The organism is Palaeococcus pacificus DY20341, from assembly GCF_000725425.1.
In the GTDB taxonomy this organism is placed as follows: Archaea; Methanobacteriota_B; Thermococci; order Thermococcales; family Thermococcaceae; genus Palaeococcus; species Palaeococcus pacificus.
In genome coordinates, this window is sequence record NZ_CP006019.1 from 1,300,206 (window position 1) to 1,321,500 (window position 21,295).

Here is a 21,295-nt window from a genome sequence, read left to right on the forward strand (position 1 = left end):
GTCCCCGGGGCTTTTTTCTTCTTGTTTTACATGCCCGGCTGAACTGAAGGCAAGATATATTCCTACCAAAGATGTCTATTAGCTGTTCTAAACGTGCATTTCACGCTTTGCTTTCATAAAGAGGCCTCCCATTATTAGGAACAGTACCAAACTTGCTGCATACGGAAGAGTCGCATATACACTCGCGAGCGCGCCAGCGATAAATGGAGTAACGAGGCCAATCAACCTGCGATAGCTTGTTATTGCTGCGTGAAACTCGCTCGCTCTCTCCTTGGGGATGAGCTTGAACATCCAGGAGCGGTAGAAGGGGAACCAGAGAGTGGTGCCAAAATCCCCTATGGCATAAACCATCAGTGCCAGCCAGAAGGGTGGAGAAAGCGCCATAATGAGAGCGTAAACCGCGTTGAGGAACATTCCAAAGCCTATCGCCTGAAAACCCCTTTCCCTTGGAACCTTCTCGCTGGCATAGGTGCCGATTATTGAAGCAATACTACTTACACAGGCTATCAGTGTTACTTCAAAGATCGTCTTTTTGAGCACAAAAACAACATAGTTTATGAGAACTATCTCGGGAGCGAGCTCCCAGGCTAGTGTGAGCAAAGCCTCAAAAGTGAGGAGGAGTTTGAATTCGCCGGCCTTGAAGGTGAAGCCCTTTGGTGTTATCCTCTCTTCTTTCCCCACGGATGGTAGAAACAGCCAGATGTAGGCCATCGTGGCTATTGAGAGCAACCCAAAGAAGATGAACGCTAAACGGTAGTGCTCCGGCTTTGGGAAGACATAGCCGAAGAGGTAGCCAAGGATTGGGAACGTTACCAGCCGCGCTATCTCCGGCAGCCGAAGGTGCCAGGCGAATATCTCCTCATATCTATCTTCGGGGTAAATGATCTGCTCGTAAGCACGGTAGAGGGGATAAAGCATGGTGGAGAACTTCTCGATGGTCCTCCCAGCGAAGAGCATCAGTGGAGCTATCGCACCCTTTGCAAAGCCGTAGAGGACATAAGCTATTCCATCGAGCGCGTCTATCGCAATCAGCCCCTTTTTAATGTCCCAGTGGTTAAACGCCCTGCCAAAGAGATAGGTTAGCGGTATAGAGATTATGTTAACGGCTGTGAAGAACGCCCCGACTTCAAGAACGGAGTAACCAGAGTACATCATGTAGAGCGGGAGGAGAGTCCACACTATGAGCTGTGGAGCTATGATTGTATGGTAGAGCATATAGGCTTTAGCATCGCGGGGGATTTCACTCCAGCGCATTGAAATTACACTCCTCATAATTTAGAGTTCAGTAAGCTTAAAGTCCAGATGTCCTGCCATATGAAATGTGTTGAATTATTTAAAAGTTTATTGCCCTCGGGTAGTTTAAGAATTAAAGAGAAACGTATGTTTGTTACAACAAAAAGTTTAATAAATATGGAAGGCAATTGTTCTCAGCTATGGTACTTACAATTGTTAAGAACCTTTCCAAGCCTACCCAAAATGCACAATGTTCTCATTAGGGAGGTGTAGGGGTGACAACCGTTGAATTAAGAGATGTCGTAAAAACGTTTTCAAGTCCTAAAGGGAGGATTACTGCCGTTGACAACCTCAGTTTTCAAGCAAAAGAAGGTGAAGTTCTTGGCATTCTTGGTCCCAACGGGGCTGGAAAAACAACAACTTTAAGGATGATTGCCACAATTTACAAGCCTGACAAAGGCACCATAAGGGTTGAGGGGATAGATGTTTTAGACAATCCATTAGACGTTAGAAAACGGATAGCGTACATGCCTCAAGAGCCAGATTTGATTCCATCTTTATCTGTTGAAGAACATATAACCTACTACCTCCGTTTTAGAGGGTTTAGTAAAAAAGAAGCCAAAAAGCGTTGCGAAGAAGCTCTCAAATCTTTTAATCTAAATGATCATAGACGTAAAAAACCGTTTCAATTAAGTACTGGTTTGAAAAGACGAGTGCAGTTAGCATCTGTCCTATCTGCCAAAGCGCCTGTGATTTTTCTTGACGAACCAACAACAGGACTGGATCCAAAAAGCAAGAGGAACACGTGGAAGCTAATCAAAGACAAAATTGAGGATAGTGGGGCAACTATTCTTCTTACAAGCCACGATCTTTATGAGGTAGAGTATCTTGCGGATCGAGTGATCATCATAAACAATGGTCGACTAATAGCTGAAGGCACGCCGAGAGATTTGAGAAAAAGATTTGGTAAGACCGTTAAAGTTATTTTTGAAGATCCCATACTGATTTCTAATACTTTAATGGATGAATTTATGAAGGTTGATGGAATCAAGGGCATTTTTCAAGTAAGCGAAAATGCAGTTGAGATAAAGCTGGATTCCTTGGATCGCTCCATTAACAACCTTGTTCGAATTCTCGCATCTAAGGAGCTAAAAATTAAGGATATTGTCACAACCGCTGCAAACTTCGAGGACGTGTACCTTGAAATAATAGAAAATTCTGGAGGTGACATGGGATGAACTTAAAATCAGTAGTGTCTTCGCTTAGGGTCGCCATTTCAAGGGAAGTAAAAATGGGCATGGATTTGGAATTTTTCTTAGGAACGCTGTTTGAGCCTTTGATATACGTCATGCTCTTTGGGCCTTTGATGGAAAAGCTCATTGGAAACGTGAATTTTGGAGGAAAAGAAATCTCCTACCTTGCTTTCATGTTTCCAGGAGTGCTCACGATAATAGGCATTAACCAAGGATTTCGGGGTGCTGCAACATTCATTCAGGATAAGTTCAGAGGTGGCTTGGAGACACTTTTTACACTCCCTGTGCCTCGCTCAGCTCTCTTCCTAGCCAAGATTTTGGGCTCATGTTTGAGAGCATTAATAGCAATGTCGGTAATTACACTCTTAGCAGCTTTAATGGCAGAAGGGCTTTCTTTGACATTATCAGGAATCCTAAAAAGCTTTTTGGTTAATATGAGCCTTGTTGTAGCCTTGGCAAGCTTCATGATATATCTCCTTTCCAAGAGCCAAAATCCAAATCTCCCTCTTGCAATTTCCAGCATATTACTGCTGCCCATGATGTTCCTTTCCACGGTGTTCTATCCTGAAAGCGTCTTCAGCAGTAACAGATTGCTCTCACTAATAGTCGCAGTTAATCCCATGACCCATGCCGCAAGGCTAGTTAGATCTTTTGTCTACTCAACCCCGCTATTAGCTTCAACGTTGCTAATATCTATGATATACTTATCAGCTCTTGCGCTTGTAAGCTTATTGCTAGGCGCCAGAGGGTTTGCGCAGGCACTTGAAAAGTAACCTTTGTGTTATCCTCTCTATTTTTATTCGCTATGGGAGGTTATCGTGAAACTTAAATACTTTTAGCAGGACTCTACGACGGGGTATGATAATGATAGAGGATGTCTTAGATATTTTGGCATCTTTAGGAGATAAAAGAAATATTGAAGGCATGAAAAGGTTTGGCATAACTTCCTCCTCCAAGATTTTAGGGGTCCCTAAGCCAAAGCTGAGGGAGCTGGCTAAGAAAATAGGTAAAAACCATGAACTTGCCTTGAAGCTGTGGGATTCTAACATCCACGAAGCGCGAATTTTGGCGAGCATGGTTGCTGAGCCCGAGAAAGTTGATGAAGACCTAATGGAGCGCTGGGTCAAGGATTTTGACAACTGGGATTTGTGCGACCAATGTGTTATAAATCTTTTCTGGAGAACGAAGTTTGCATATAAAAAGGCCGTTGAGTGGAGCCAGAGAGAGGAGGAGTTTGTAAAAAGAGCAGGATTTGCTTTAATGGCAAAGTTAGCTATTAGCGACAAAAAGGCAAATAATGAGAAGTTTGAAAAGTTCTTCCCCTACATCCTCGAGGGTGCTAAGGACGAGAGAAACTATGTCAAGAAAGCTGTAAGCTGGGCGTTGAGACAAATTGGAAAGAGGAACTTGTATTTGAACAAAAAAGCCATTGAGCTGGCTGAGGAAATCAAAAAATTGGAAACCAAAAGTGCAAAATACATTGCCACAGAAACACTTAGAGAGCTGAGGAGCGAAAAAGTCCAGAGGAGGCTATCATCTAAAGAGATAGGGGCGTGATAAGACCCACAAGCTTTTGAAAAAATCAAAGAGTGGTTCAAAGAACCCTATTCCTAAAATCTATCGCATCCTTAACTGCCCACTCTTCCGCTATCTTCGGATCATCCCGGCTCACTTTTTTCCAAAACTTCCAACACTCACAATCTAACATTGTCCTCACCAATTGATAATAGTATGCTCAAAGTAGAACTCATAAGTGGTCAAAAATGGTCAAGAAAAGTCATTTCAAGCACTTTACATAGATTAAAGCTTCCTCCCCCCACTCAGGATAGGGGTCTATAAGGGCAATTCTCACGAACCCTCCCTTTTCATAAAAGCGCCTTGTTCGATCATAGGGTTTGTAGTTCAAGTCGCCGGAGGTTTTAACAAGGAGCACTTCAAAGCCCTTCCCCCTTGCCCATTCTTCAACGAACGACAAGAGGCTTGAGCCAATACCTTTGCCTTGGTGTTCTCTTTTTACGGCCATCCAGAGGATTTCAAGTGCTCTATCGTTGATGGGCTTTAGAATTATGAAGCCAATAACTTCGTTCTCATGGGCTATGAATGTAGCTTCGCTCTTTAGGTCGCGCTCAATCGCTTTAATTCCACCTTCGTTGAACCATTCTCTAAGGTCTTTGGCTATTTGGAGGCACTGCAAATACTCTTCTTCGCTTTGGAGAGGTTTGATTTCCATAATCGATCACTTTCCCTTTTTATCATTTAGGCATTTTCTTAAGTTATAGGGAACGCTCCGAAACGTTATTTTCACAGAATTCCTTAAATAACCTTAGCCTAATTATCTTTTGGTTGGAAATGGAGGGCCATCAATGAGGAAGTTTGAAGATCCAGAGGCTCGCTATTTGTTAATGACGCTCATCATAGCATTCATAGTTTTCTCAGCTGTTTTAGTAGTCCCTATTAAGCTCATAGAGCCCGACGACATAACGTACTACGCCGCAATGAAGGCGTTTTCCCAAGGTAAAATCACAGTTTCGCGCTCCGAGCTTCTGGAGCTTCAAAGGGATGCAAGCTATGAAGAGCTCATAGGCGTGTCTAATCTTGCAGGCAAACACCTTGGAATACAATACGTGAGGATTGATGTCGATGAGTATGCTTTGGAAAAGGCTCCCGGTTATGCCTTCATACTCGCCTTCTTTCACAAGCTCGGGCTTGAGAGAATAGTAAACTTAGTTTTTGGACTTTTTGGGCTGATTGTCTTCTACAAGCTCATCTCATTGGCTTACAATCCAAAAACTGCTTTTGTTTCTTCGCTAATCCTACTTTTCAATGCGACCTTCTTGGGAATGCTCTACAGGATTTACATGTCTGACTTTGCGAGCATGGTTTTTGTGCTCATCGGCGTGGCGTTCTACTACATGGGACTCGAAAAAGAAAGCAAAACCCTAGCTGTGCTCTCCGGATTAGCTTTGGGATCGAGTGTGGCAATTAGATACACAAATGCCGTGATTTACTCTGCGCTCTTCCTCTATGCCGTGTGGTTTTTGAGAAAAGGCACGAAGAAACCGCTTAGATATCTTGGCATTCTCCTTTTGGGTTCGATTCCCCCTGTGATTTTGCTCATGATATATCACTACACAGTCTTTGGAGGTCCATTTAGGGTGGGCTATGCATATACAATTGGCTACACAAACTTTGCTTTCCAGTTTCTGTTGAAGGGAGAGTGGCATAGGGCCTTTGCAATACTCTTGAGAAACTTCCTGGTTCACCCAAAGCTTCTCTTTGAAGGGTTCCCATCAATCTTTCTGCTTCCGGTGGGCTTGTACTTTGCAAGAAAAAGCCGCTTAACGCCCCTATTATTTCTGTGGTTCTTAGCATACTTTGGTTTATACTTCCAATACGATTGGCTCCGCGCCGATGCCTACATCTTCCAAATGCGCTTTTATCTCCCCTTCGCCCCAGTACTCGCAGCTTTGGCAGGAGTATTGATAGCGAGCATTTTAGATGAGAAAACGCCCAAAGAAATTAGAGCATTGGGCTATACGCTCTTTGGCTTCATATTGCTGGTGGACTTATCTTCATTTGCAAGTTTTGTGGCCCGTTACGTCCTTAATTTTAGGTTTGAACAGCCTTTGCTGCCTCCTCCTTTTAGGCCTTGATGAGTGAGTTTTTCTAAACGCTAAATTTCAACTAGCTCGTGGAAGAGGAGGTAATCATTGTTAAAAATGTCTTTGAGCGTATAGATAAAAATTGCTAAATAAAAACCTGTGCCCTAGAAAACAATTTAAATGGAGCATTAGTTAACTCTTTATGGTTTTTGCAATGATGGAAGATAAATGGAACTTTGATGAATGGGCTCAAAGCTATGACGAAGATGTGAAGCAGGAAAACTGGATACACAAGGATTATAAAAAGGTTCTTAAACTCGTCGCGGAGAAAGCTAAAGGTATTGTAGTTGATATCGGCTGCGGCACGGGAAATATTTTGAGAGTCATTAAGTGTGAGCAATACATCGGTGTTGAGCCTTCAGGAGAAATGAGAAGAGTTTTTAAAGAAAAGTGGGGCTTTGAACCTGTAAACGGCCACTTCTTGGACATTCTTCTGCCAGCTGAAACCGCCGATACTGTAATAACGACCTATGCTTTTCACCACGTGCCCGACGGGGAAAAGGAGAACGCAATAAAGGAGATGCTCCGGGTTCTAAAGCATGATGGGAAAATTGTCATTGGAGATGTCATGTTTGAGTCCGAAGAGGAGAAGAGACGCATCGGTGAAGAAGACGGTATAGCAGGGGAGATTGAGGATGAGTACTTCGCGACAGTAGAGCATTTGAGGGAGATATGCGAGAGACTGGGGCTTGAGTTTACGTTTGAGCAGATAAACAGGTATGTGTGGATCGCTGAGATGAAAAGAACTACTCGATGATAATGCGACCATCCTCCATTATGGGCTCTCCGTCCACAAGCACCTTTGGATTCAGCAGGACAAAGTCACTACAGTACCTTCCTGAGTACCAAGACATCAGGCTCCTTAAAGTCAGTCCAGTTCTTAAATCCAAGCTCTTTTAGGGGTTCAATCAAATCTTGCTTATCTTCAGGGAGCATTATGTCAATGCTGTCGTAGCCGAGTTTCTTTGCCTCAAAACTCATCGCAGGTAAAAGCGTTTTTATGCTCTCCATTGAGACTTTAAAAATTGTGAATGCCGGCTCAGTGTTCACTTCTGGATAAAGGAACTTGAATCCTTTAAATTCCCTAACCTTCGCCTTTTGGTTTAGCCATTCGATACTTTCCTTACATTTGTGCAGAAACTTCCAACCGTAGGGGATATGGCCTTCATAGCCTAGTTCATCTAAAGAGGAAATTTTTGAAACGTTTGGTTCTTTTTCTTCCTCAAGCGCTCTTTGAACGTAATAAAACCGCTCCACGATCTTAAATCCGTCCCTCTTTGCCATTGCAATGCTCTCTTTGTTGAGGAAGTAGGTTGAGAACTCCAGTGCATTTATGATGCCCTCTTCTGCCAGTTCTTTTCCTTTCTTGAGCATAAAGTTGTGCAAAAGCCTCCCAAACCCGTGTTTTTGATAATTGGGGTGAACTCTAAGGCCTTCAAGCCAGCCGACTTTGTCAGGTAAGATTGTAAGCTTTGCCGTTCCGATGGCTTTTCCTTCAAGCTCGATAACATAGAAGTTTCCATCTTTCACCCAATTATCAAAAACCCTCGCAAGGTAGTCCTCACCTTCCCAGGTTAACTTTGCAATTTCCTCGATGAAGGGTTTATCTTCTGATTTAGCAGGCCTAATTATTGGTTCCATCGTACCACCAAAAGTTCTATGCACCTTTGACATTTATAATTTTCCTACGTAGACTATTGCTTTTAAACAAAGCATTTTTGAGCTAACGTTGTGATGTTAATATTGCCAGCTTTACCTTACCTCAACTTCAATCACATCCCAGCTCTTCCAGCCTTTCTCTCCAAAGGCAACTATATAGAGATAATAAGTCCCCGCTTTTTGAGCTATCACCTCAACCTGAAATTCTATGGTTTCATTGGGCTTTAAACAGAACTTCTGTGGGGTAATTTTGGTATCCAATCCTTCCACCTTCGTCAGTTTTCCCTGCATATAGCTCCATGAGGACTTTGAAGCTTCCGGACCGAGGTATGCCTTCAGCACTACGCAACCATCATAATAGCATGTGTTTTTAGACCCACCAGATTCTCCTACGTGATATTCCTTTCCGGTAATGTTGCCTCTAACCACAACCTTGTCTCCCTTGTGAATCATGACCTCGTTTTCACTCAATCTAATAGAGTGGATATTCAACTCCCCGTAAGCCGGGTGCAGGCACTCGGGTTCAACTCTAGAAGCATTTTCATTCCCTCCATTAATTTCTAAAGGTGTTGATTCACTTTGAGAGTTATTGTATTTCTCATTATCAGCTTCCAAAGATGTCTTCTGGTGCCTTTCGCTAATGAGCAAGCTTCCGGCTATCACTATCAAGATTAAACTCAAAATTAGGAAGAAATGAGTAAATTTCATGAACCTGCCTCCTGATTTAGTGTCATAGACTCTATGTTCTCACAGAACCATATGTTCTCAATTTATTTAAGCTTATTCACCATTGTAAAACATGAGTCAAAAAGAGTAAGTCTTGGAGTTTTGTTTCTAAAATGGGTGAAACTTAAACAGAAAGTCCTCAAGATAAAACTCCGGGAGAATCCTTAAAGTTTTTATGAACCTAAGCTATAAAACCTTAGAGGTGCTGAGATGATTCCTCAAACCCACCTCAAAGTTCTCTATAAGCTGTATGAGAGGTTAAAGGATAGCAATGTGAATTGGGTTGTTACCGGAAGTCTTGGCTTTGCGCTCCAAGGTGTTCCAGTTGAGCCACATGACATTGATATCCAAACTGATAATGAAGGAGCTTATGAAATCGAGCGCCTCTTTTCTGAGTTTGTAGTTGAGCCTGTGAGATTTAAGGAAAGCGAGAGAATCCGCTCGCACTTTGGAGCGCTGATGATTGAAGGCGTTAAGGTCGAGATAATGGGGGACATTCAAAAGAAAGTCAATGAGGAGTGGGAGCCGCCGGTGGACATAAACAAATACAAACGCTTTGTGCAAATTGAAGGGATGGAAATTCCCGTTTTGTCGCTAGAGTATGAGTATCAAGCTTATCTCAAGCTTGGAAGAATTGAAAAAGCGAAGATGCTGAAGGAGTTTTTAGAAAAGAGAGGAAAAGATGATGTTTGACTATCTACAATCTTTCCCTATCGAAATCACAAATTTTTCGTTTATTCTAAATGAGGCAACGATCGTTCTGAATGAGAGATACCCAAGGAGAATACCAAAGTCTCTAGTTTTCTTAAAACCTATATCCATCCTTTCGTTTTGGTTCTTGGAGAGCTTTAAAATCTGTTTCTCAATGAAAACTTCCAAACCTTTTGGGCTTAAAGGCTCTATCTTTAAGCTTACGCCCTCTCCGTAATTGAAGATTCCAAGCTCAAATGGATTCTCATAGGCAACTAAATCAAAGGCCTTTTTCTCTTCCATAACAGAGATTCCCGCAATTCTTGGCATTGTCCCTTCTTGCCCCGGCTGGCCTCTAAAATAAACTTTCAAGCGCGCATTGCCTATAATATCAGCAAAAGAAATCTCATAGAATTTCTCACTATGAAAGCTAACCTTCTTTCTGGAAACTTTGAACTCAAAGAGAGGATGAGTCTTGAGAAAGTTTTCGACAAAGCTGCCCTTTCCAAACCTAAAAAGCCAGAGTTGCTTCCTTTTAGAGAGTATCGCTGGATAAAAGTTAAACTTTTTATAAAGGTTTAGGGCGGGAATATTATCGTATTCTGTCATTAAAAATTGAATATTGTGTCCTTTGCTTTCGGATATTTTGATGCACTCCTCTATGAGCTTTGTTCCAATTCCCTTTCCTTGGTATTCGGGATGCACTATTAAATTAACAATCTCCGCATAAGGTGGAAAAGCTACATCGAGAGTTACCTTTCCAACGACTCTATCATCAGACAACGCTATTAGGACTTTTGAATAGTTCCTCAGGCTCTTCCAAATAGTGATAAGTTTTGGGCTGAATTTCCAGCCTAATGTATTATAAAGTTCCTCGACACCTTCTGCAAACTCCTCTTTAAACTCAAGGACTTGAACTTTCATTTGGCACTACCTCAATTTTTAGCCCTTAAAGAGGTATTGCCAGTCGGGTATATTACACATTTGGTAATGTTCAAACTTTCTGTGCAACCACTATCATCCTTGGGGCGTTTAGCGAAAGCTCTCTCCCATCCCAGTGCCCAAAAACTTTGTAAACTTCGAACCCAGCTCTTTTGAGGAGTTCTTTTAGTTCCGTGAATGTGTAGAGTCTAATTGAATAGGAAACTTCTCTTCTCCTGCCGTTTCTTATGGTTATCCTTCTCACATTCATCCTTCCTGTAAAGACATCAAAGCTCGGCATGTCAATCATCAAATCTTCACCCTTCTCAAGCACGGAGCATGGAGAAAGGTGATTAACTACAAAATCTCTGTTTGGAACATCAAGGCAAAAGAACCCATTTGGCTTTAAGGCTTTGTAAACGTTTTGCAATACTTTAAAGTTCTCCTCGCCACTAAAATATCCAAATGATGTGTAGAGAAGTAAAACTATATCAAATTCTTCTTTGAAGTTTGTTTCTCTCATATCTCCTTTCATGAACTTAACGCTTACTCCTTGCTCTTCTGCTTTCTTTCTTGCGATCTCTAGGAAACCCTCCATTATGTCAACGCCAACTACTTCATGCCCTAACTCTACCAACTTTATTGCATGTCTTCCAAAGCCGCAGGCTAAATCAAGGATTCTCTTTGACTCCTTCAATTCAAGGACTTTCACTAAAAATTCCACTTCCCTCTTGGTTCGCTCTTCAGTAAGTTTCTCCGAATAAAAATACATGTAATCGTCAACGTTGAAGACATCTTCGATGTTAAAGGTCATCGTTATCACTCCACTTTTTCTCTCCTATTGTTATCACGCTCATACTCGTTAGAGGATATGTCCTAACATTAAAACCCACTTTTCTAAGAATGAACTCCACTATCCACTGAGACCAAAGGTAAGTCTTCATAGTGAATGTGTAACCTTCGCTTAAATTGACGTAGAAAAGCTCTCTGGAACCTCCTTTAAAGTCAAAACCCTTATGGTAGGCTATAAATGGTTCTTCAACATAAACGTCTTTTATGATTCCTGCAGAGAGGGCTTTCACAAAATCCGAGTAATCCACTATTATTGCACCGTCGGGCTTTAAAACCCTGTAAGCTTCTCTTACTATTTCATCAAAGTCGTAGATGCTGAAGTGTGGCAAATTATACCCTAACGTAACAACGAGGTCAAAGCTTTCATCATCAAACTCTAGTCTTTTGGCATCCATAATGTAGAATTGTGCCTTCGAATTTCTCAGCTTTGCGTTCTCCCTTGCTTTTTCAATTGCCTTTCTGTCTATATCAATGCCCACAACTTCAAAACCAAGCTCCTCTAGGGCAAAAGTCGAGACTCCCGCATTACAGCCGATATCCAATACTCTCCCACTCTTTACTGGAGAATACTTTTGTAAAACTCCTTTTATTTGCTCTATCCTTCTCTTTCCAACTTCAGTGTTTGGGTCATACATCTCGGCAAACTCCCTGTAAAACGGCTCAAAAGTTTCACCCAGATGTTTGAACATGTTTTCACCCCCATTCAATCTGGGCTTGCTCTTTAAAACAATTTATGGGTGTTTCTAAGGTTCTTCACAAACGCTCTTTAGTGCATAAGGCTTACAACCTCCACAATCCTTCTTGCTAAATAATCAACCAGCATTTGCGCCTTTGATTCTTTTACAGTTTTTCCTTATTCATACCTAGACACACAGATTTTCACTCCCATCTCTTCTTAACATATCTTCCAGCTATCCATCCAGCCAAGACTCCTCCGAAGATGATTAGATAAGGATAAGCTAGAGCTATTGGGGTTTTAAAATTTTCAGGGGTATACTTCCAGAATACCGGAGCAAATAGACACAGTATGAGCACAGCACTCCATATCCGCTTCATTTCCCAAACCTCTCTAAATTAGTTCACCAATGTGTCTCTCACCACTTCATATGTGATTTTCAGCTTCATGGTTTGACTCCCACCGTTACAACCATTCTCTCATTTATGTAATGGCTTTCTACTTCAAAACCAGCTTTTCTTAGGATGAATTCCACAATCCATGGAGACCAAAGGTAGAACTTAACGCTAAAAGTTGTCCCGTTGTCTAAATTTATGAAGAACCTTTCCTCTAAGCCTTCAATGAAGTTAAAACCTTTGTGAATGGAAATCAGCGAGCCCTCTACAAAAGCATCTCTGTGCCAGCTATAAAGCCCGTTTATTGTATCTGCGTGTTCAATTACAAGCACTCCCTTTGGCTTTAAGACTCGATAAACTTCTCTAATTATCTCGTCAAAGTCATAAACGCTGAAGTGCGGCAAAGGAGAGCCAAGTAAAGCCACAAGATCAAAGCTTTCACTCTCAAACTCCAGCCTTTTAGCATCCATAAGGTAGAATTCTGCTTTGGAACCTCTTTCCTTTGCAACTTCTTTAGATTTTTGAATCGCTTCTTTTCTAATGTCTATTCCAATGACCTTAAAGCCGAGTTCTTCTAAAGCAAAAGTTGAAATTCCAGTGCCACAACCAACATCTAAAGCTTTTCCTCCCTTTATGGACAGATATTTCCTTAAGGTTTCCTTTAACTCTCTTATTCTCCTCTTCCCAATCTCACTCGTTGCATCCCAAGTAGTGGGAAGGGCTTTGTAATAAATGTCGGCACCTTCGCCAAGATGTCTGGACACTTTAAACACCCGAAGGTTTTCTGCCAACAGTCACAACACTAAAAGTTCCTAAATAATGTGTCTTCACGTCAAACCCGGCTTTTCTCAGGATGAACTCTACAATCCACGGTGCCCAGACGTTAATCTTCACCCTAAAGAAGTAGCCCTTCTCAAGATTAATGAACAGCCGCTCTACTTGTCCTTTCACGGTGTTGAGGGAAACATGGAAGGAAAGGAATGGATCTTCAACGAGCACGTGCTTATAACCGTCATGTAAAAGCTTAACCCAGTCCGCATACTCAAGGAATAGGACTCCGTTGGGCTTTAGCACCCTGAAAGCCTCTTGGACAATCTTATCGAAATCATAAACGCTCAAGTGAGGAAGAGGGTTCCCTAAAAGCGCAACTAGGTCAAAGCTCTCATCAGGAAAATCTAGCTTTTTGCCGTCCATAACTCTAAATTCTGCATTGTACTTGAACTCTTTCGCAATTTCCTTTGCCTCTTCCACGAGTTCCTCCTGAACATCTATTCCAACAACTTCAAACCCCAGATTTTCGAGGGCGAAGGTCGAGATCCCCATGCCGCAGCCAACATCCAAGGCTTTACCGCTTTTTATGGGAAGAAATCTTTCAAGTAACTCTCTCTGCTTTCCCATTTTCTTTTTCCCAACTTCACTCCGCGGGTCGTACATCCAGAGCTTTTCCTTATAGGTTGGCTCAAAGGTATAACCGAGGTTTTTGAACATAGTATCACCTCATTCGAGCAAGAATCAGGTCCTTATCCTTAAACTCAACCCAAAAACCATTCTTCTCAAGAACATAACGCAGAATCCACGGCGACCAAATATAGAATCTGTCCCTTGAAAAGACGCCTTTCTCAAAATCGATGAGCAATCTCTCAAGGTAGCCCTCGTAAACATTCACGTCTATGTTTATTCTAACCAAGCCCTCAGCCTCAAGCCCCGGCTGGTTGAAACCCCTTATGAGCGTCCAGAGAAAGTCACTTTCTTGAATCACAATCCAGCCTTGAGGCTTCAGAACTCGTCTAACTTCCTGCAAAATCTTATCAAAATCCCAGATGCTGAAGTGAGCTAAAGGATAGCCGAGCAACACAACAAGGTCAAAATTGTTTTCTTTGAAATTCAGATTTTTAGCGTTCATAACATAAAATTTTGCCTTTGAACCTCGCTTTTTGGCTAACTCTTTAGCCCGCTCTACGGCTTTTTCTTGAATGTCTATGCCCACAACGTCAAAACCCAGCTCTTCTAAAACAAAACTGCTTAGCCCTGCGTTGCAACCAATGTCCAAAGCTCTGCCATTTTTAATAGGTAAATGTCTTGACAGAATCTCCCTTACCTCCGCAAATCTTTCTTTACCTCTCTCGCTTTCTATATCGTATTCACCTTGGGTCTTTTCGTAGAGGGGCTCATCAGTATAGCCAAGATTCTTAAACATAGCAGATCCCCAATATTACAACGCAAAAGAGTTTTAAATCTTTATCGATGAAATAAAATTTGGTGGTTATATGAAAAAGGTCTTCTCTTTCCTTCTCATTGCATTACTCTTAGTTTCAATCTTTTCAGTGTATTCTTGGTGGCAATGCAGGAGGGAAAAGAGAAAAATGCAGATACAGATATACAATGAATTTGAAGTGAGCAGGTGGGAGCTTGAGTACATGGGAGAGACCTTTCAACATTTACTTCAGAAAAATGCCTCACAAGATGTTCTTTTGCTTTATCTTGAGAAGTATCAACATCACGTACTTGTCGTGAAGAACGTCTTTGGGATTTTGGGCTCCTACAATGAAGAAGAAAAATTCCGAAAGCTACATGTTGCAATGATGAATTTATTCGATGTTCTGAATAGTATGAGTGATAATCCTGAAAGCCTTAGAGAAAATCTGCAGAGCAATCTTGAAGCGTTGAGAGAGTTTGACAAACTTTTCAAAGAGCTTTCACAGTATCAGAAACCAAATGATATTCCAGATAAGTTGGCGGAGAGTTTTCTTGAGGTTTCGGAGGATTTAATAAAAAGTGAGAGGTGATTTTATGAGCCTTCTCCGGGTATATCACGATGAGGCCATCAAAGTTTTTTATGAGAAGGGTGGAGATGAAGAGGATCTTTATTGGCTTGTTAGTAGCATCTTGATTAGATATCCGGAACACAGAGACGAGCTTGAAGTTAGAAAGAGTCTGATGCATTTAATAATTCAAGAGGTTGGTGGCAAAGTCCTAGATGTTGGTTGCGGCATTGGGATTTTAACATTCAGGATGGCACTTAAAGATGAAGTCAAAAAAGCTGTAGGCATCGATAGTAGTTGTGAACTAATCAACTTTTGCAATCGTTTGAGAAATAGAATCACAGAGAAAGCAGAATTTTTATGCAGTGATTTCCTGAGCGTGGAAGTTAATGGGAAATTTGACTGTGTTGTCTTTCTCTACACGCTCCACGACCATGAACCGGAGCCATTTTTAAAAAAAGCTCTCAAAATATTGAAACAAGAAGGGAGAATAATAATCGGCGATTTTGATATTAATGGACTTAGAGAGAAAGTTAAGGCATTCGCACAAGAAAATGGGCTGGAAATCGTTAAAGATATTACCATTGGAAGGGCAAAGACACATGGAGGTATTCATGACGGGTTTTTAATCACTGCCCAGAGGTGAAAATTGCGGGGGCACTTACAGATACGGCAAAAGGTTTGGATGAATTATTTTACCAAATAAAAAGCTTAGCAGGAGGTAAGATCTAGCAATGAAACCGCCACACTTATATCCCAATCCCGCTTAATTAAAGATATGACGCAAAGTGCAAAGCATGATCTCTACACAATCTCAGCCCTAATCCTGCTCGCCAACCTTTTTAAGCGCTCACCGATTTATAACATCTTTTATCTCCTTGCAATGATTGTTCTCTCTCGAAGGCTCTGGAAGGACTTCCCAAGGTTTCTCGCAATCTCCGTCCTTGTAGGCTTCTTAGCTGAAATCATCGGTACTCGCATGTGCACGCCCTTTGGCTGCTATTACTACGAAAATCTGAAGCCCCAGGTGTTCGGTGTGGCTCTCTTCGTCCCTTTTGCATGGGCAATTTTTGGGTTTATTTCATATCTGACAGCGCGCCGCTTTTTTGTGCACAAAATGAGTAGAATAGTCTTTGCATCGCTCTTGATGGTCGTCCTCGACCTCTCAATCGACCCCATCATGACTTCGTGGAGGGCATGGGTGTGGGAGACGATAACAGCTATAAACTGGTTTGGAATCCCATGGACGAACTATCTGGGATGGTTTATTGTGTCCTTGACGTTTTTCTATCTCTACGAGCGTCTTTCAAAGGGTGAAGTTGGGGAGGAGCTTTTAAAGCTCGGCCCTCCAGTTTACCTTCTGGAAATGTTCACATTCATGATTTATGCTCCCGCAGGTGTAAAAACTCCCACAACAATCGCGTTTTTGGTCTCCGTCGCTGTGCTTCTCCCGCTGTATTTATGGAGGTGGATGAAATGAAAGCTGCTTTAATTCCAATGAGAGCTAAAGTTAATGACTTTGAAGCAAACTGGAAGGAGTTTGAACAGAGATTTGAAGAGGCATTGGAGCACAGCCCCGACATCCTGGTGTTTCCCGAGTACTGCCTCACGGGCTTTGATGAGTGGGACTTCAGCGGGGCAAAGCTTTATGATGAGATTGTGGACAGGGTGAGCGCACTTGCAAAGGAGAACTCGGTCTATGTAATCCTCGGTCTCCTTGAGCCATACAAGCGCTGTGTTTACAACTCTGCTCTGCTCATCAATCGAGAAGGTGAAGTTATTTTAAAGCACCGCAAGTTCCAGGAGCCGATGAAGTTCTGTACAGGCAACACTGTAAGGACCGCGAAGACGGAGTTCGGAAAGCTTGCGATAATTATTTGCGGCGACCTCTACAATAAGAGAATAGCCAAGTGGATTAAACGCAAAAAACCTGACTACATCTTTGTACCAATGGATCGCTCTCCATGGGGTGATTTTAATTTGGAGGAAGAGATTAAATGCATGGGCGGGAGGGTCAAGCTCTTAGGAGTTAAGACTTTCATAGTGAACTCCTACGCTCACTGGGACAGCTTCGGCGGTGCATGGGTCTTTGACGAAAATGGAGAGCTTTTAGCTCAGAGTAATGGGGAGAAGATTCTGGTGTATGTGGAGTGAGGTGGTATCATGCTTAAATGTACATCATGCGGAAAGGAGTATCCATTGAGAAAGCCGTGTCAAAGGTGCGAATGCGGTGAACCCTTAGAATTGGAGCTTTTCAAGGGAGTTCCTGGCATAGGAAGGAGTATTTGGGAGCGCTTTTCTCAATTCTATCCCTTCGAGCTCGACTTGGAGTATAGCCTCGGTGAAGGTGACACTCCCCTCACGAAAGCGAAGCGCCTCTCAAAAGAGCTTGGTGTTAGGCTGTACTTCAAGAACGAGACCCTCAACCCAACATGGAGCTTTAAGGATAGAGGAACGTTCATAGGCATTCACAGAGCTTTGGAGCTTGGCTTTGATAAAATTGGGACAGTCTCAACGGGCAACATGGCCGCTAGTGTTGCTGCCTATGGGGCGCGCTTTGGGCTCGAAACCTTCATCCTTGTCTCCTCAAGCATAGCGGAGGAGAAGCTTAAAACTCTGGCGCCCTATGGAGCGAGGGTTATTAAAGTTCACGGAAATTATGGAGAGCTTTACTACAAAAGCCTCGAGCTCGGACAAAAGAAGGGTATCTACTTCATAAACTCCGACGACCCCTTTAGGGTCGAAGGTTACAAGAGCATAAGCTTTGAGATTGCTGAGGAAATTGCTCCCGATTATGTCGTAATCCCCACAAGCTCGGGCGGACTTTTTAGAGGCATTGTAAAGGGATTTTTAGAGCTCAAGGAGAGTGAGCTAATAGATAACCTCCCAACTTTCGTTGCCGTTCAAGCCAAAGGATGCTCTCCACTATGCAGGGCTTTTAATGAAGGTAAGCAAAAAATCGAGCGCTTTGAAAACCCCCACACCATAGCCCATGCCATAGAGAACCCTTACCCGCCGAGCGGGAATGCTGTTCTAAGGCTTTTGAAAGAACTCAAAGGGCTTTGCGTTGCTGTTAGCGATGATGAGATTTTAAAGGCTCAACGAGAGCTAGCTCGGGAAGGCCTTTTCATCCAGCCTGCTTCAGCTACGGGTATAGCGGCACTAAGAAAGCTCAGGGAAGAAGGAAAGATTAAAGCCGGTGCCAGAGTGGTGAGCATTTTAACCGGGAGTGGACTTAAGTTCTTAGATGCTGTGAAAGAAGGAAAAGTCCGCGAATGCAGAATTGAGGAGCTTGGAGAGTGTTTATAGTTCCCTCAGCCCTTCTCAATGTCCACTATCCTTTCGCCGCTTACTTTTATCACCACACTGTCGCCCTCTTTAAGAGTTAGGAGCTTGTATATAAGCTCGCCGCTGAGTTCGGCGGCGTTTGCGTAAATTGTGGTGTTGCCGATTACAAGAACCCAGTGGGTATTGCCGTTTTTGGTATATGAGTAGATGGCCTCAAGTGTGCCGCTGACCTCCTGGGGCTTTTCTCCGCGTATCTGCCCATAGATGAGGAATTCCTTTACCTCTTTTTCGCTCTCAAAGATTTTGACGTCTTTGGTTTCGGCATTTACAAAGGCTATCTTCGCTATTCCAGAGCCCGTCCTTGGTATAACAGCTATGCGCCACCAGAGCGTGCCCTTCATGAAAACTGGGATTGGCTCAACGGTTATGAACTGGTTCCAGTCAAACGTCGGGAGAGCTTTTTTAACGTAGTCAATAGCCTTTACTGGACCTGTTAAAGGAGTATCAAACTTTATTTGGCTCATTTCACCGCTTTGAGCATCCATTAGATATATGGCGGCAAGACCATACGCCTTTCCATAGGGCTCTACAGCAGTCATCCAGTACTCCTTTCCATCACTCGTTATGACCAAAAACGGTTGCCTGTTGCCCTGGTTGCTAACATCTATAAGCTCTATTTGGTCTTTGTGGTAAATCCACAGGTTTATTATGTTGTCTAGGACACCCTCTTTCCAGTAGTTTTGAGCATTTATGATGTCTCTCGTGAGCCTCTCGGGGAATATTGGAAATTCTTTGAGTCTCTCATCCTTTAGGGCTTCTTCAGGCGTTAAATCCTCTATGTTACCGTCTTCATCAACTATTATAACGCCGCCCCACTTGGGGACTGTGTAGAAAACCCTAAACTGGTACTCGATGTAAGGAACCACAATGTAGACTTTTCCTTCATAGTAAAGGGCCCTCGGCAGATCGAGGTCAATTAGGTAGTGTTCTTTGTAGATGCGCCACTCCAAGTTGTCAAAAATCTGCATCTCCGGCCCCACCTGGAGCTCCCTCTCGACCCTCTCAATTTTGGCCTGAGTCGTGTTCATATCCACAAAGAGAACGCCTTTATCCTTCAGCTTTATTGCATTCCATGCTCCATCGGGAACTATATAAAAGCCCCACACGGGAGAGCCGTCTTTTATTGTCAGGTGAGCATCTCCAAGGGTGTAGCGGGCATATTCGATCGTATCAAGAGCGTATTTATACGCCGTAAACTTTGGCAGAATCCTAATTTTGCTCGTTGAGAGCTGAGACATCTCACTTGAGACAGAGCTCGGATGATATTCATTGTAAAGGGCTGTATTCATCAGTGCTCCCGAGAGTATTGAAGCGGATAGTGAAAGTATAAGAACCACCACTAAAGCCCCGGTTATTGCCCTGTTCTTGTTTGTCGGTGCAAGCTTTGCTTTTATTGAGCATGGGAACAGCAGCAAAAGTGAAATTATTATGTAAATGATTGAGGGATTCCTGTAAAAGCCCATTATTAGGCCGTGAAACCATGGTCTAGCAATCCAAACCAAAAGAGCTATTACCAAGAGAGGCGCTATCCACAAGGCCCCTCTTTTGGAACCTATTTTGATATTGATTTCTTTCATGGTTCATCCCATAGATGCATTCGCTCGCACACTATATAAACTCAACCTGAGAAATCTTTTTAACTCCCTCTGGGTAGGCCTAAAACATGGAAGTGACGATTAAGATAACTATTCAAGAACTCATTGCAGATATTCTAACGGATATAGAGGAGTTCAACTTATCGGCGAAGAATGCATTGGAAAGGGCGTTTAGAAATGTTGTTGAAGAGGATAGAGAGAGATATAGGGGGCTTGTGCACTCGTATATTTTTGAAATTTTGAAATGGCGTAAGAGGATTGACTTTGCTTTGAACTCTGTCCTAAAAGGTACAAAGATAGAGAAGCTCAATCCCTTTTTAGCAAACCTTTTGAGGATAGCTGTTTATGATATACGCTTTAAGGGCACTCCTCCCGCTATTGCCACAGACTCTGTGATTAGAGTTGTTAAGAAGCGCTTCAACATAAAGACTGCAAAGTTCGCCAATGCCATTTTAAGGAGCGTTGAGGAGTTCAATGAGGAGAATGCATTGAAAAAGCTCAAGGAAAAAGATAGGATAGAGTATTTGAGCGTCAAGTTCTCCCACCCGCGCTGGTATGTGGAGTATGCTATGGAACTGCTCGGTTATGAAGGAGCGATAAGGCTCATGATGAGCAACAACAGGCCCCAGCGCTATTATGTTAGGGTTAATCCGCTAAAGACGGATATAGATTCTTTGAGAGACTATCTCGAGGAACACGATGTTAGAGTAGCGAGAACTCCCTTAGATGATGTCCTGAAAGTTTTGGAATACCAAAAGCCCTTAACACGCTTGAAGTGGTATAAAGAAGGCTACTTCGTAATTCAAGACCTGGCAAGTGCATATGTTGCCCATGTTTTAAGTCCGGAAAATGGCGAAAGGATTTTGGATATGGCCGCTGCTCCCGGAAGTAAAACATTTCACGTGGCTCACTTAATGGAAAATACAGGGGAGATAATAGCTATTGATTACTCGCGCGACAGGTTGGAAAAGATGCGCGAGAAAATGGCTCTTTTGGGAGTTAAAAACGTCAAGCTAATCCACGCCGATGGGCAGATATTTAAGTGGAAGCATGAGTTTGATAAAATTGTTTTAGATGCGCCCTGCTCTTCCTCCGGAACTTACCGCCAGTTCCCCGATGTAAAGTGGAGCTTCGATGAGGAGAAGATTGCGAAAGTTATCCAAGTGCAGAAGGCGATGCTCAAGAATGCATACAAGAATCTGCGCAAAGGAGGAGAGATGACCTACTCAACGTGTTCCATAAGGATTGACGAGGACGAGGAAAACGTTAAGTACGCCCTAAATAAGGTTGGCTTTGAGCTCGTCCCCTATGAGTTCACATGGGGTGAGAGGGGCTTCACGGAGATAGGTGACAAGGTGTTTAGAGCTTTTACTCATCTCCATGATTGTAACAGCTTTTTTATAGCAAAGTTGAGGAAGTCGTAGTTTCTGAAAAAAGTTTTTATTTTGCAATATTCTACATGAAAGAGGCTGACTCATTATTTAACACCTCACGCTGTTCTCTCTAGGATTCGGTCTTTTGTG

Annotated in this window: 24 protein-coding genes; 12 read left to right on the top strand and 12 right to left on the bottom strand. The window is 42.6% G+C overall.

All coding sequences use genetic code 11. From position 1 onward, the window contains the following. Positions 1 to 87: 87 nt before the first annotated feature. A complete protein-coding gene (locus PAP_RS07140) occupies positions 88 to 1,254 on the bottom strand; it encodes an MFS transporter (protein ID WP_048165357.1) in 1,167 nt (388 codons plus the stop codon). Positions 1,255 to 1,508: 254 nt separating this feature from the next. Between PAP_RS07140 and PAP_RS07145 the strand changes: the two genes are divergently transcribed. From PAP_RS07145 to PAP_RS07155, 3 genes are all read left to right on the top strand, one after another. Further along, positions 1,509 to 2,471, top strand: a complete 963-nt coding sequence (locus PAP_RS07145) for an ABC transporter ATP-binding protein (protein ID WP_048165358.1) — start codon at positions 1,509 to 1,511, stop codon at positions 2,469 to 2,471. Continuing rightward, on the top strand, positions 2,468 to 3,259 hold the full coding sequence (locus tag PAP_RS07150; protein ID WP_048165359.1) for an ABC transporter permease: 792 nt from the start codon (positions 2,468 to 2,470) through the stop codon (positions 3,257 to 3,259). The genes PAP_RS07145 and PAP_RS07150 overlap by 4 nt, the downstream gene beginning before the upstream one ends. An 85-nt stretch (positions 3,260 to 3,344) precedes the next feature. Continuing rightward, positions 3,345 to 4,043, top strand: a complete 699-nt coding sequence (locus PAP_RS07155; RefSeq protein ID WP_048165360.1) for a DNA alkylation repair protein — start codon at positions 3,345 to 3,347, stop codon at positions 4,041 to 4,043. Between the two features lie 220 nt (positions 4,044 to 4,263). On the opposite strand, the gene PAP_RS07160 is transcribed toward PAP_RS07155, so the two are convergent. Next, positions 4,264 to 4,716, bottom strand: a complete 453-nt coding sequence (locus PAP_RS07160; RefSeq protein WP_048165361.1) for a GNAT family N-acetyltransferase — start codon at positions 4,714 to 4,716, stop codon at positions 4,264 to 4,266. Positions 4,717 to 4,849: 133 nt separating this feature from the next. Between PAP_RS07160 and PAP_RS07165 the strand changes: the two genes are divergently transcribed. Continuing rightward, the gene (locus PAP_RS07165) at positions 4,850 to 6,139 is read left to right on the top strand and encodes an ArnT family glycosyltransferase (RefSeq protein ID WP_048165362.1); all 1,290 of its coding nucleotides are present in this window, start codon (positions 4,850 to 4,852) and stop codon (positions 6,137 to 6,139) included. A 151-nt stretch (positions 6,140 to 6,290) separates the two neighbouring features. Next, a complete protein-coding gene (locus PAP_RS07170; protein WP_236626975.1) occupies positions 6,291 to 6,905 on the top strand; it encodes a class I SAM-dependent methyltransferase in 615 nt (204 codons plus the stop codon). Positions 6,906 to 6,973: 68 nt separating this feature from the next. Here the strand turns inward: PAP_RS07170 and PAP_RS07175 are convergent, their stop codons facing one another. After that, positions 6,974 to 7,789 carry a GNAT family N-acetyltransferase gene (locus tag PAP_RS07175; RefSeq protein ID WP_048165363.1) on the bottom strand — a complete coding sequence of 272 codons (816 nt, stop codon included), beginning with the start codon at positions 7,787 to 7,789 and terminating at the stop codon, positions 6,974 to 6,976. 111 nt (positions 7,790 to 7,900) lie between these two features. After that, on the bottom strand, positions 7,901 to 8,515 hold the full coding sequence (locus PAP_RS07180; RefSeq protein ID WP_048165364.1) for a hypothetical protein: 615 nt from the start codon (positions 8,513 to 8,515) through the stop codon (positions 7,901 to 7,903). Positions 8,516 to 8,743: 228 nt separating this feature from the next. Between PAP_RS07180 and PAP_RS07185 the strand changes: the two genes are divergently transcribed. Further along, on the top strand, positions 8,744 to 9,226 hold the full coding sequence (locus PAP_RS07185) for a nucleotidyltransferase domain-containing protein (protein WP_048165365.1): 483 nt from the start codon (positions 8,744 to 8,746) through the stop codon (positions 9,224 to 9,226). Here PAP_RS07185 and PAP_RS07190 read toward each other — a convergent pair whose 3' ends face one another. The 7 genes from PAP_RS07190 to PAP_RS07215 form a co-directional block, all read right to left on the bottom strand. After that, on the bottom strand, positions 9,227 to 10,147 hold the full coding sequence (locus PAP_RS07190; protein WP_048165366.1) for a GNAT family N-acetyltransferase: 921 nt from the start codon (positions 10,145 to 10,147) through the stop codon (positions 9,227 to 9,229). It lies immediately after the preceding gene. Positions 10,148 to 10,217: 70 nt separating this feature from the next. Continuing rightward, positions 10,218 to 10,958 (bottom strand): class I SAM-dependent methyltransferase, encoded by a 741-nt coding sequence (locus PAP_RS07195; protein WP_048165367.1) that lies wholly within the window; start codon positions 10,956 to 10,958, stop codon positions 10,218 to 10,220. Then, entirely contained in the window at positions 10,948 to 11,685 is a 738-nt protein-coding gene (locus PAP_RS07200; RefSeq protein WP_048165368.1) for a class I SAM-dependent methyltransferase, read from the bottom strand. Before PAP_RS07200 ends, PAP_RS07195 begins: the two co-directional genes overlap by 11 nt. 190 nt (positions 11,686 to 11,875) lie before the next feature. Next, positions 11,876 to 12,052 carry a hypothetical protein gene (locus tag PAP_RS10270; RefSeq protein ID WP_158442504.1) on the bottom strand — a complete coding sequence of 59 codons (177 nt, stop codon included), beginning with the start codon at positions 12,050 to 12,052 and terminating at the stop codon, positions 11,876 to 11,878. 65 nt (positions 12,053 to 12,117) lie between these two features. Then, the gene (locus PAP_RS07205; RefSeq protein ID WP_048165369.1) at positions 12,118 to 12,831 is read right to left on the bottom strand and encodes a class I SAM-dependent methyltransferase; all 714 of its coding nucleotides are present in this window, start codon (positions 12,829 to 12,831) and stop codon (positions 12,118 to 12,120) included. Between the two features lies 1 nt (position 12,832). Next, entirely contained in the window at positions 12,833 to 13,555 is a 723-nt protein-coding gene (locus tag PAP_RS07210; protein ID WP_048165370.1) for a class I SAM-dependent methyltransferase, read from the bottom strand. A gap of 4 nt (positions 13,556 to 13,559) precedes the next feature. Further along, a complete protein-coding gene (locus PAP_RS07215) occupies positions 13,560 to 14,264 on the bottom strand; it encodes a class I SAM-dependent methyltransferase (protein ID WP_048165371.1) in 705 nt (234 codons plus the stop codon). A gap of 70 nt (positions 14,265 to 14,334) precedes the next feature. Here PAP_RS07215 and PAP_RS07220 point away from each other — a divergent pair, with 70 nt between their 5' ends. The 5 genes from PAP_RS07220 to thrC all read left to right on the top strand — a co-directional run bounded on the left by PAP_RS07220 (position 14,335) and on the right by thrC (position 18,138). After that, a complete protein-coding gene (locus PAP_RS07220; protein ID WP_048165372.1) occupies positions 14,335 to 14,853 on the top strand; it encodes a hypothetical protein in 519 nt (172 codons plus the stop codon). A 4-nt stretch (positions 14,854 to 14,857) separates the two neighbouring features. Next, the gene (locus tag PAP_RS07225; RefSeq protein ID WP_048165373.1) at positions 14,858 to 15,475 is read left to right on the top strand and encodes a class I SAM-dependent methyltransferase; all 618 of its coding nucleotides are present in this window, start codon (positions 14,858 to 14,860) and stop codon (positions 15,473 to 15,475) included. 132 nt (positions 15,476 to 15,607) lie between these two features. Continuing rightward, entirely contained in the window at positions 15,608 to 16,309 is a 702-nt protein-coding gene (locus PAP_RS07230) for a carotenoid biosynthesis protein (RefSeq protein WP_048165374.1), read from the top strand. Further along, entirely contained in the window at positions 16,306 to 16,983 is a 678-nt protein-coding gene (locus PAP_RS07235) for a carbon-nitrogen hydrolase family protein (protein ID WP_048165375.1), read from the top strand. Before PAP_RS07230 ends, PAP_RS07235 begins: the two co-directional genes overlap by 4 nt. Positions 16,984 to 16,992: 9 nt before the next feature. After that, positions 16,993 to 18,138 (top strand): threonine synthase, encoded by a 1,146-nt coding sequence (gene thrC, locus PAP_RS07240; protein ID WP_048165376.1) that lies wholly within the window; start codon positions 16,993 to 16,995, stop codon positions 18,136 to 18,138. Between the two features lie 5 nt (positions 18,139 to 18,143). Here the strand turns inward: thrC and PAP_RS07245 are convergent, their stop codons facing one another. Further along, positions 18,144 to 19,754: a hypothetical protein gene (locus PAP_RS07245; protein WP_048165377.1), complete on the bottom strand. Its 1,611-nt coding sequence runs from the start codon at positions 19,752 to 19,754 to the stop codon at positions 18,144 to 18,146. A gap of 86 nt (positions 19,755 to 19,840) precedes the next feature. Here PAP_RS07245 and PAP_RS07250 point away from each other — a divergent pair, with 86 nt between their 5' ends. Beyond that, a complete protein-coding gene (locus PAP_RS07250) occupies positions 19,841 to 21,196 on the top strand; it encodes an RsmB/NOP family class I SAM-dependent RNA methyltransferase (protein WP_048165378.1) in 1,356 nt (451 codons plus the stop codon). The last annotated feature ends 99 nt before the right edge of the window (positions 21,197 to 21,295 follow it).

Bases quoted from the DNA above. Each gene is read 5' to 3' on its own strand.
- PAP_RS07230 (WP_048165374.1), top strand. From the start codon at position 15,608: ATGACGCAAAGTGCAAAGCATGATCTCTACACAATCTCAGCCCTAATC.
- PAP_RS07175 (WP_048165363.1), bottom strand. From the start codon at position 7,789: ATGGAACCAATAATTAGGCCTGCTAAATCAGAAGATAAACCCTTCATC.
- PAP_RS07225 (WP_048165373.1), top strand. From the start codon at position 14,858: ATGAGCCTTCTCCGGGTATATCACGATGAGGCCATCAAAGTTTTTTAT.
- PAP_RS07140 (WP_048165357.1), bottom strand. From the start codon at position 1,254: ATGCGCTGGAGTGAAATCCCCCGCGATGCTAAAGCCTATATGCTCTAC.
- PAP_RS07215 (WP_048165371.1), bottom strand. From the start codon at position 14,264: ATGTTTAAGAATCTTGGCTATACTGATGAGCCCCTCTACGAAAAGACC.
- PAP_RS07160 (WP_048165361.1), bottom strand. From the start codon at position 4,716: ATGGAAATCAAACCTCTCCAAAGCGAAGAAGAGTATTTGCAGTGCCTC.
- PAP_RS07235 (WP_048165375.1), top strand. From the start codon at position 16,306: ATGAAAGCTGCTTTAATTCCAATGAGAGCTAAAGTTAATGACTTTGAA.
- PAP_RS07170 (WP_236626975.1), top strand. From the start codon at position 6,291: ATGGTTTTTGCAATGATGGAAGATAAATGGAACTTTGATGAATGGGCT.
- PAP_RS07150 (WP_048165359.1), top strand. From the start codon at position 2,468: ATGAACTTAAAATCAGTAGTGTCTTCGCTTAGGGTCGCCATTTCAAGG.
- PAP_RS07210 (WP_048165370.1), bottom strand. From the start codon at position 13,555: ATGTTCAAAAACCTCGGTTATACCTTTGAGCCAACCTATAAGGAAAAG.
- thrC (WP_048165376.1), top strand. From the start codon at position 16,993: ATGCTTAAATGTACATCATGCGGAAAGGAGTATCCATTGAGAAAGCCG.
- PAP_RS07245 (WP_048165377.1), bottom strand. From the start codon at position 19,754: ATGAAAGAAATCAATATCAAAATAGGTTCCAAAAGAGGGGCCTTGTGG.
- PAP_RS07185 (WP_048165365.1), top strand. From the start codon at position 8,744: ATGATTCCTCAAACCCACCTCAAAGTTCTCTATAAGCTGTATGAGAGG.
- PAP_RS07200 (WP_048165368.1), bottom strand. From the start codon at position 11,685: ATGTTCAAACATCTGGGTGAAACTTTTGAGCCGTTTTACAGGGAGTTT.
- PAP_RS07190 (WP_048165366.1), bottom strand. From the start codon at position 10,147: ATGAAAGTTCAAGTCCTTGAGTTTAAAGAGGAGTTTGCAGAAGGTGTC.
- PAP_RS07165 (WP_048165362.1), top strand. From the start codon at position 4,850: ATGAGGAAGTTTGAAGATCCAGAGGCTCGCTATTTGTTAATGACGCTC.
- PAP_RS07155 (WP_048165360.1), top strand. From the start codon at position 3,345: ATGATAATGATAGAGGATGTCTTAGATATTTTGGCATCTTTAGGAGAT.
- PAP_RS10270 (WP_158442504.1), bottom strand. From the start codon at position 12,052: ATGAAGCGGATATGGAGTGCTGTGCTCATACTGTGTCTATTTGCTCCG.
- PAP_RS07250 (WP_048165378.1), top strand. From the start codon at position 19,841: ATGGAAGTGACGATTAAGATAACTATTCAAGAACTCATTGCAGATATT.
- PAP_RS07220 (WP_048165372.1), top strand. From the start codon at position 14,335: ATGAAAAAGGTCTTCTCTTTCCTTCTCATTGCATTACTCTTAGTTTCA.
- PAP_RS07195 (WP_048165367.1), bottom strand. From the start codon at position 10,958: ATGACCTTTAACATCGAAGATGTCTTCAACGTTGACGATTACATGTAT.
- PAP_RS07180 (WP_048165364.1), bottom strand. From the start codon at position 8,515: ATGAAATTTACTCATTTCTTCCTAATTTTGAGTTTAATCTTGATAGTG.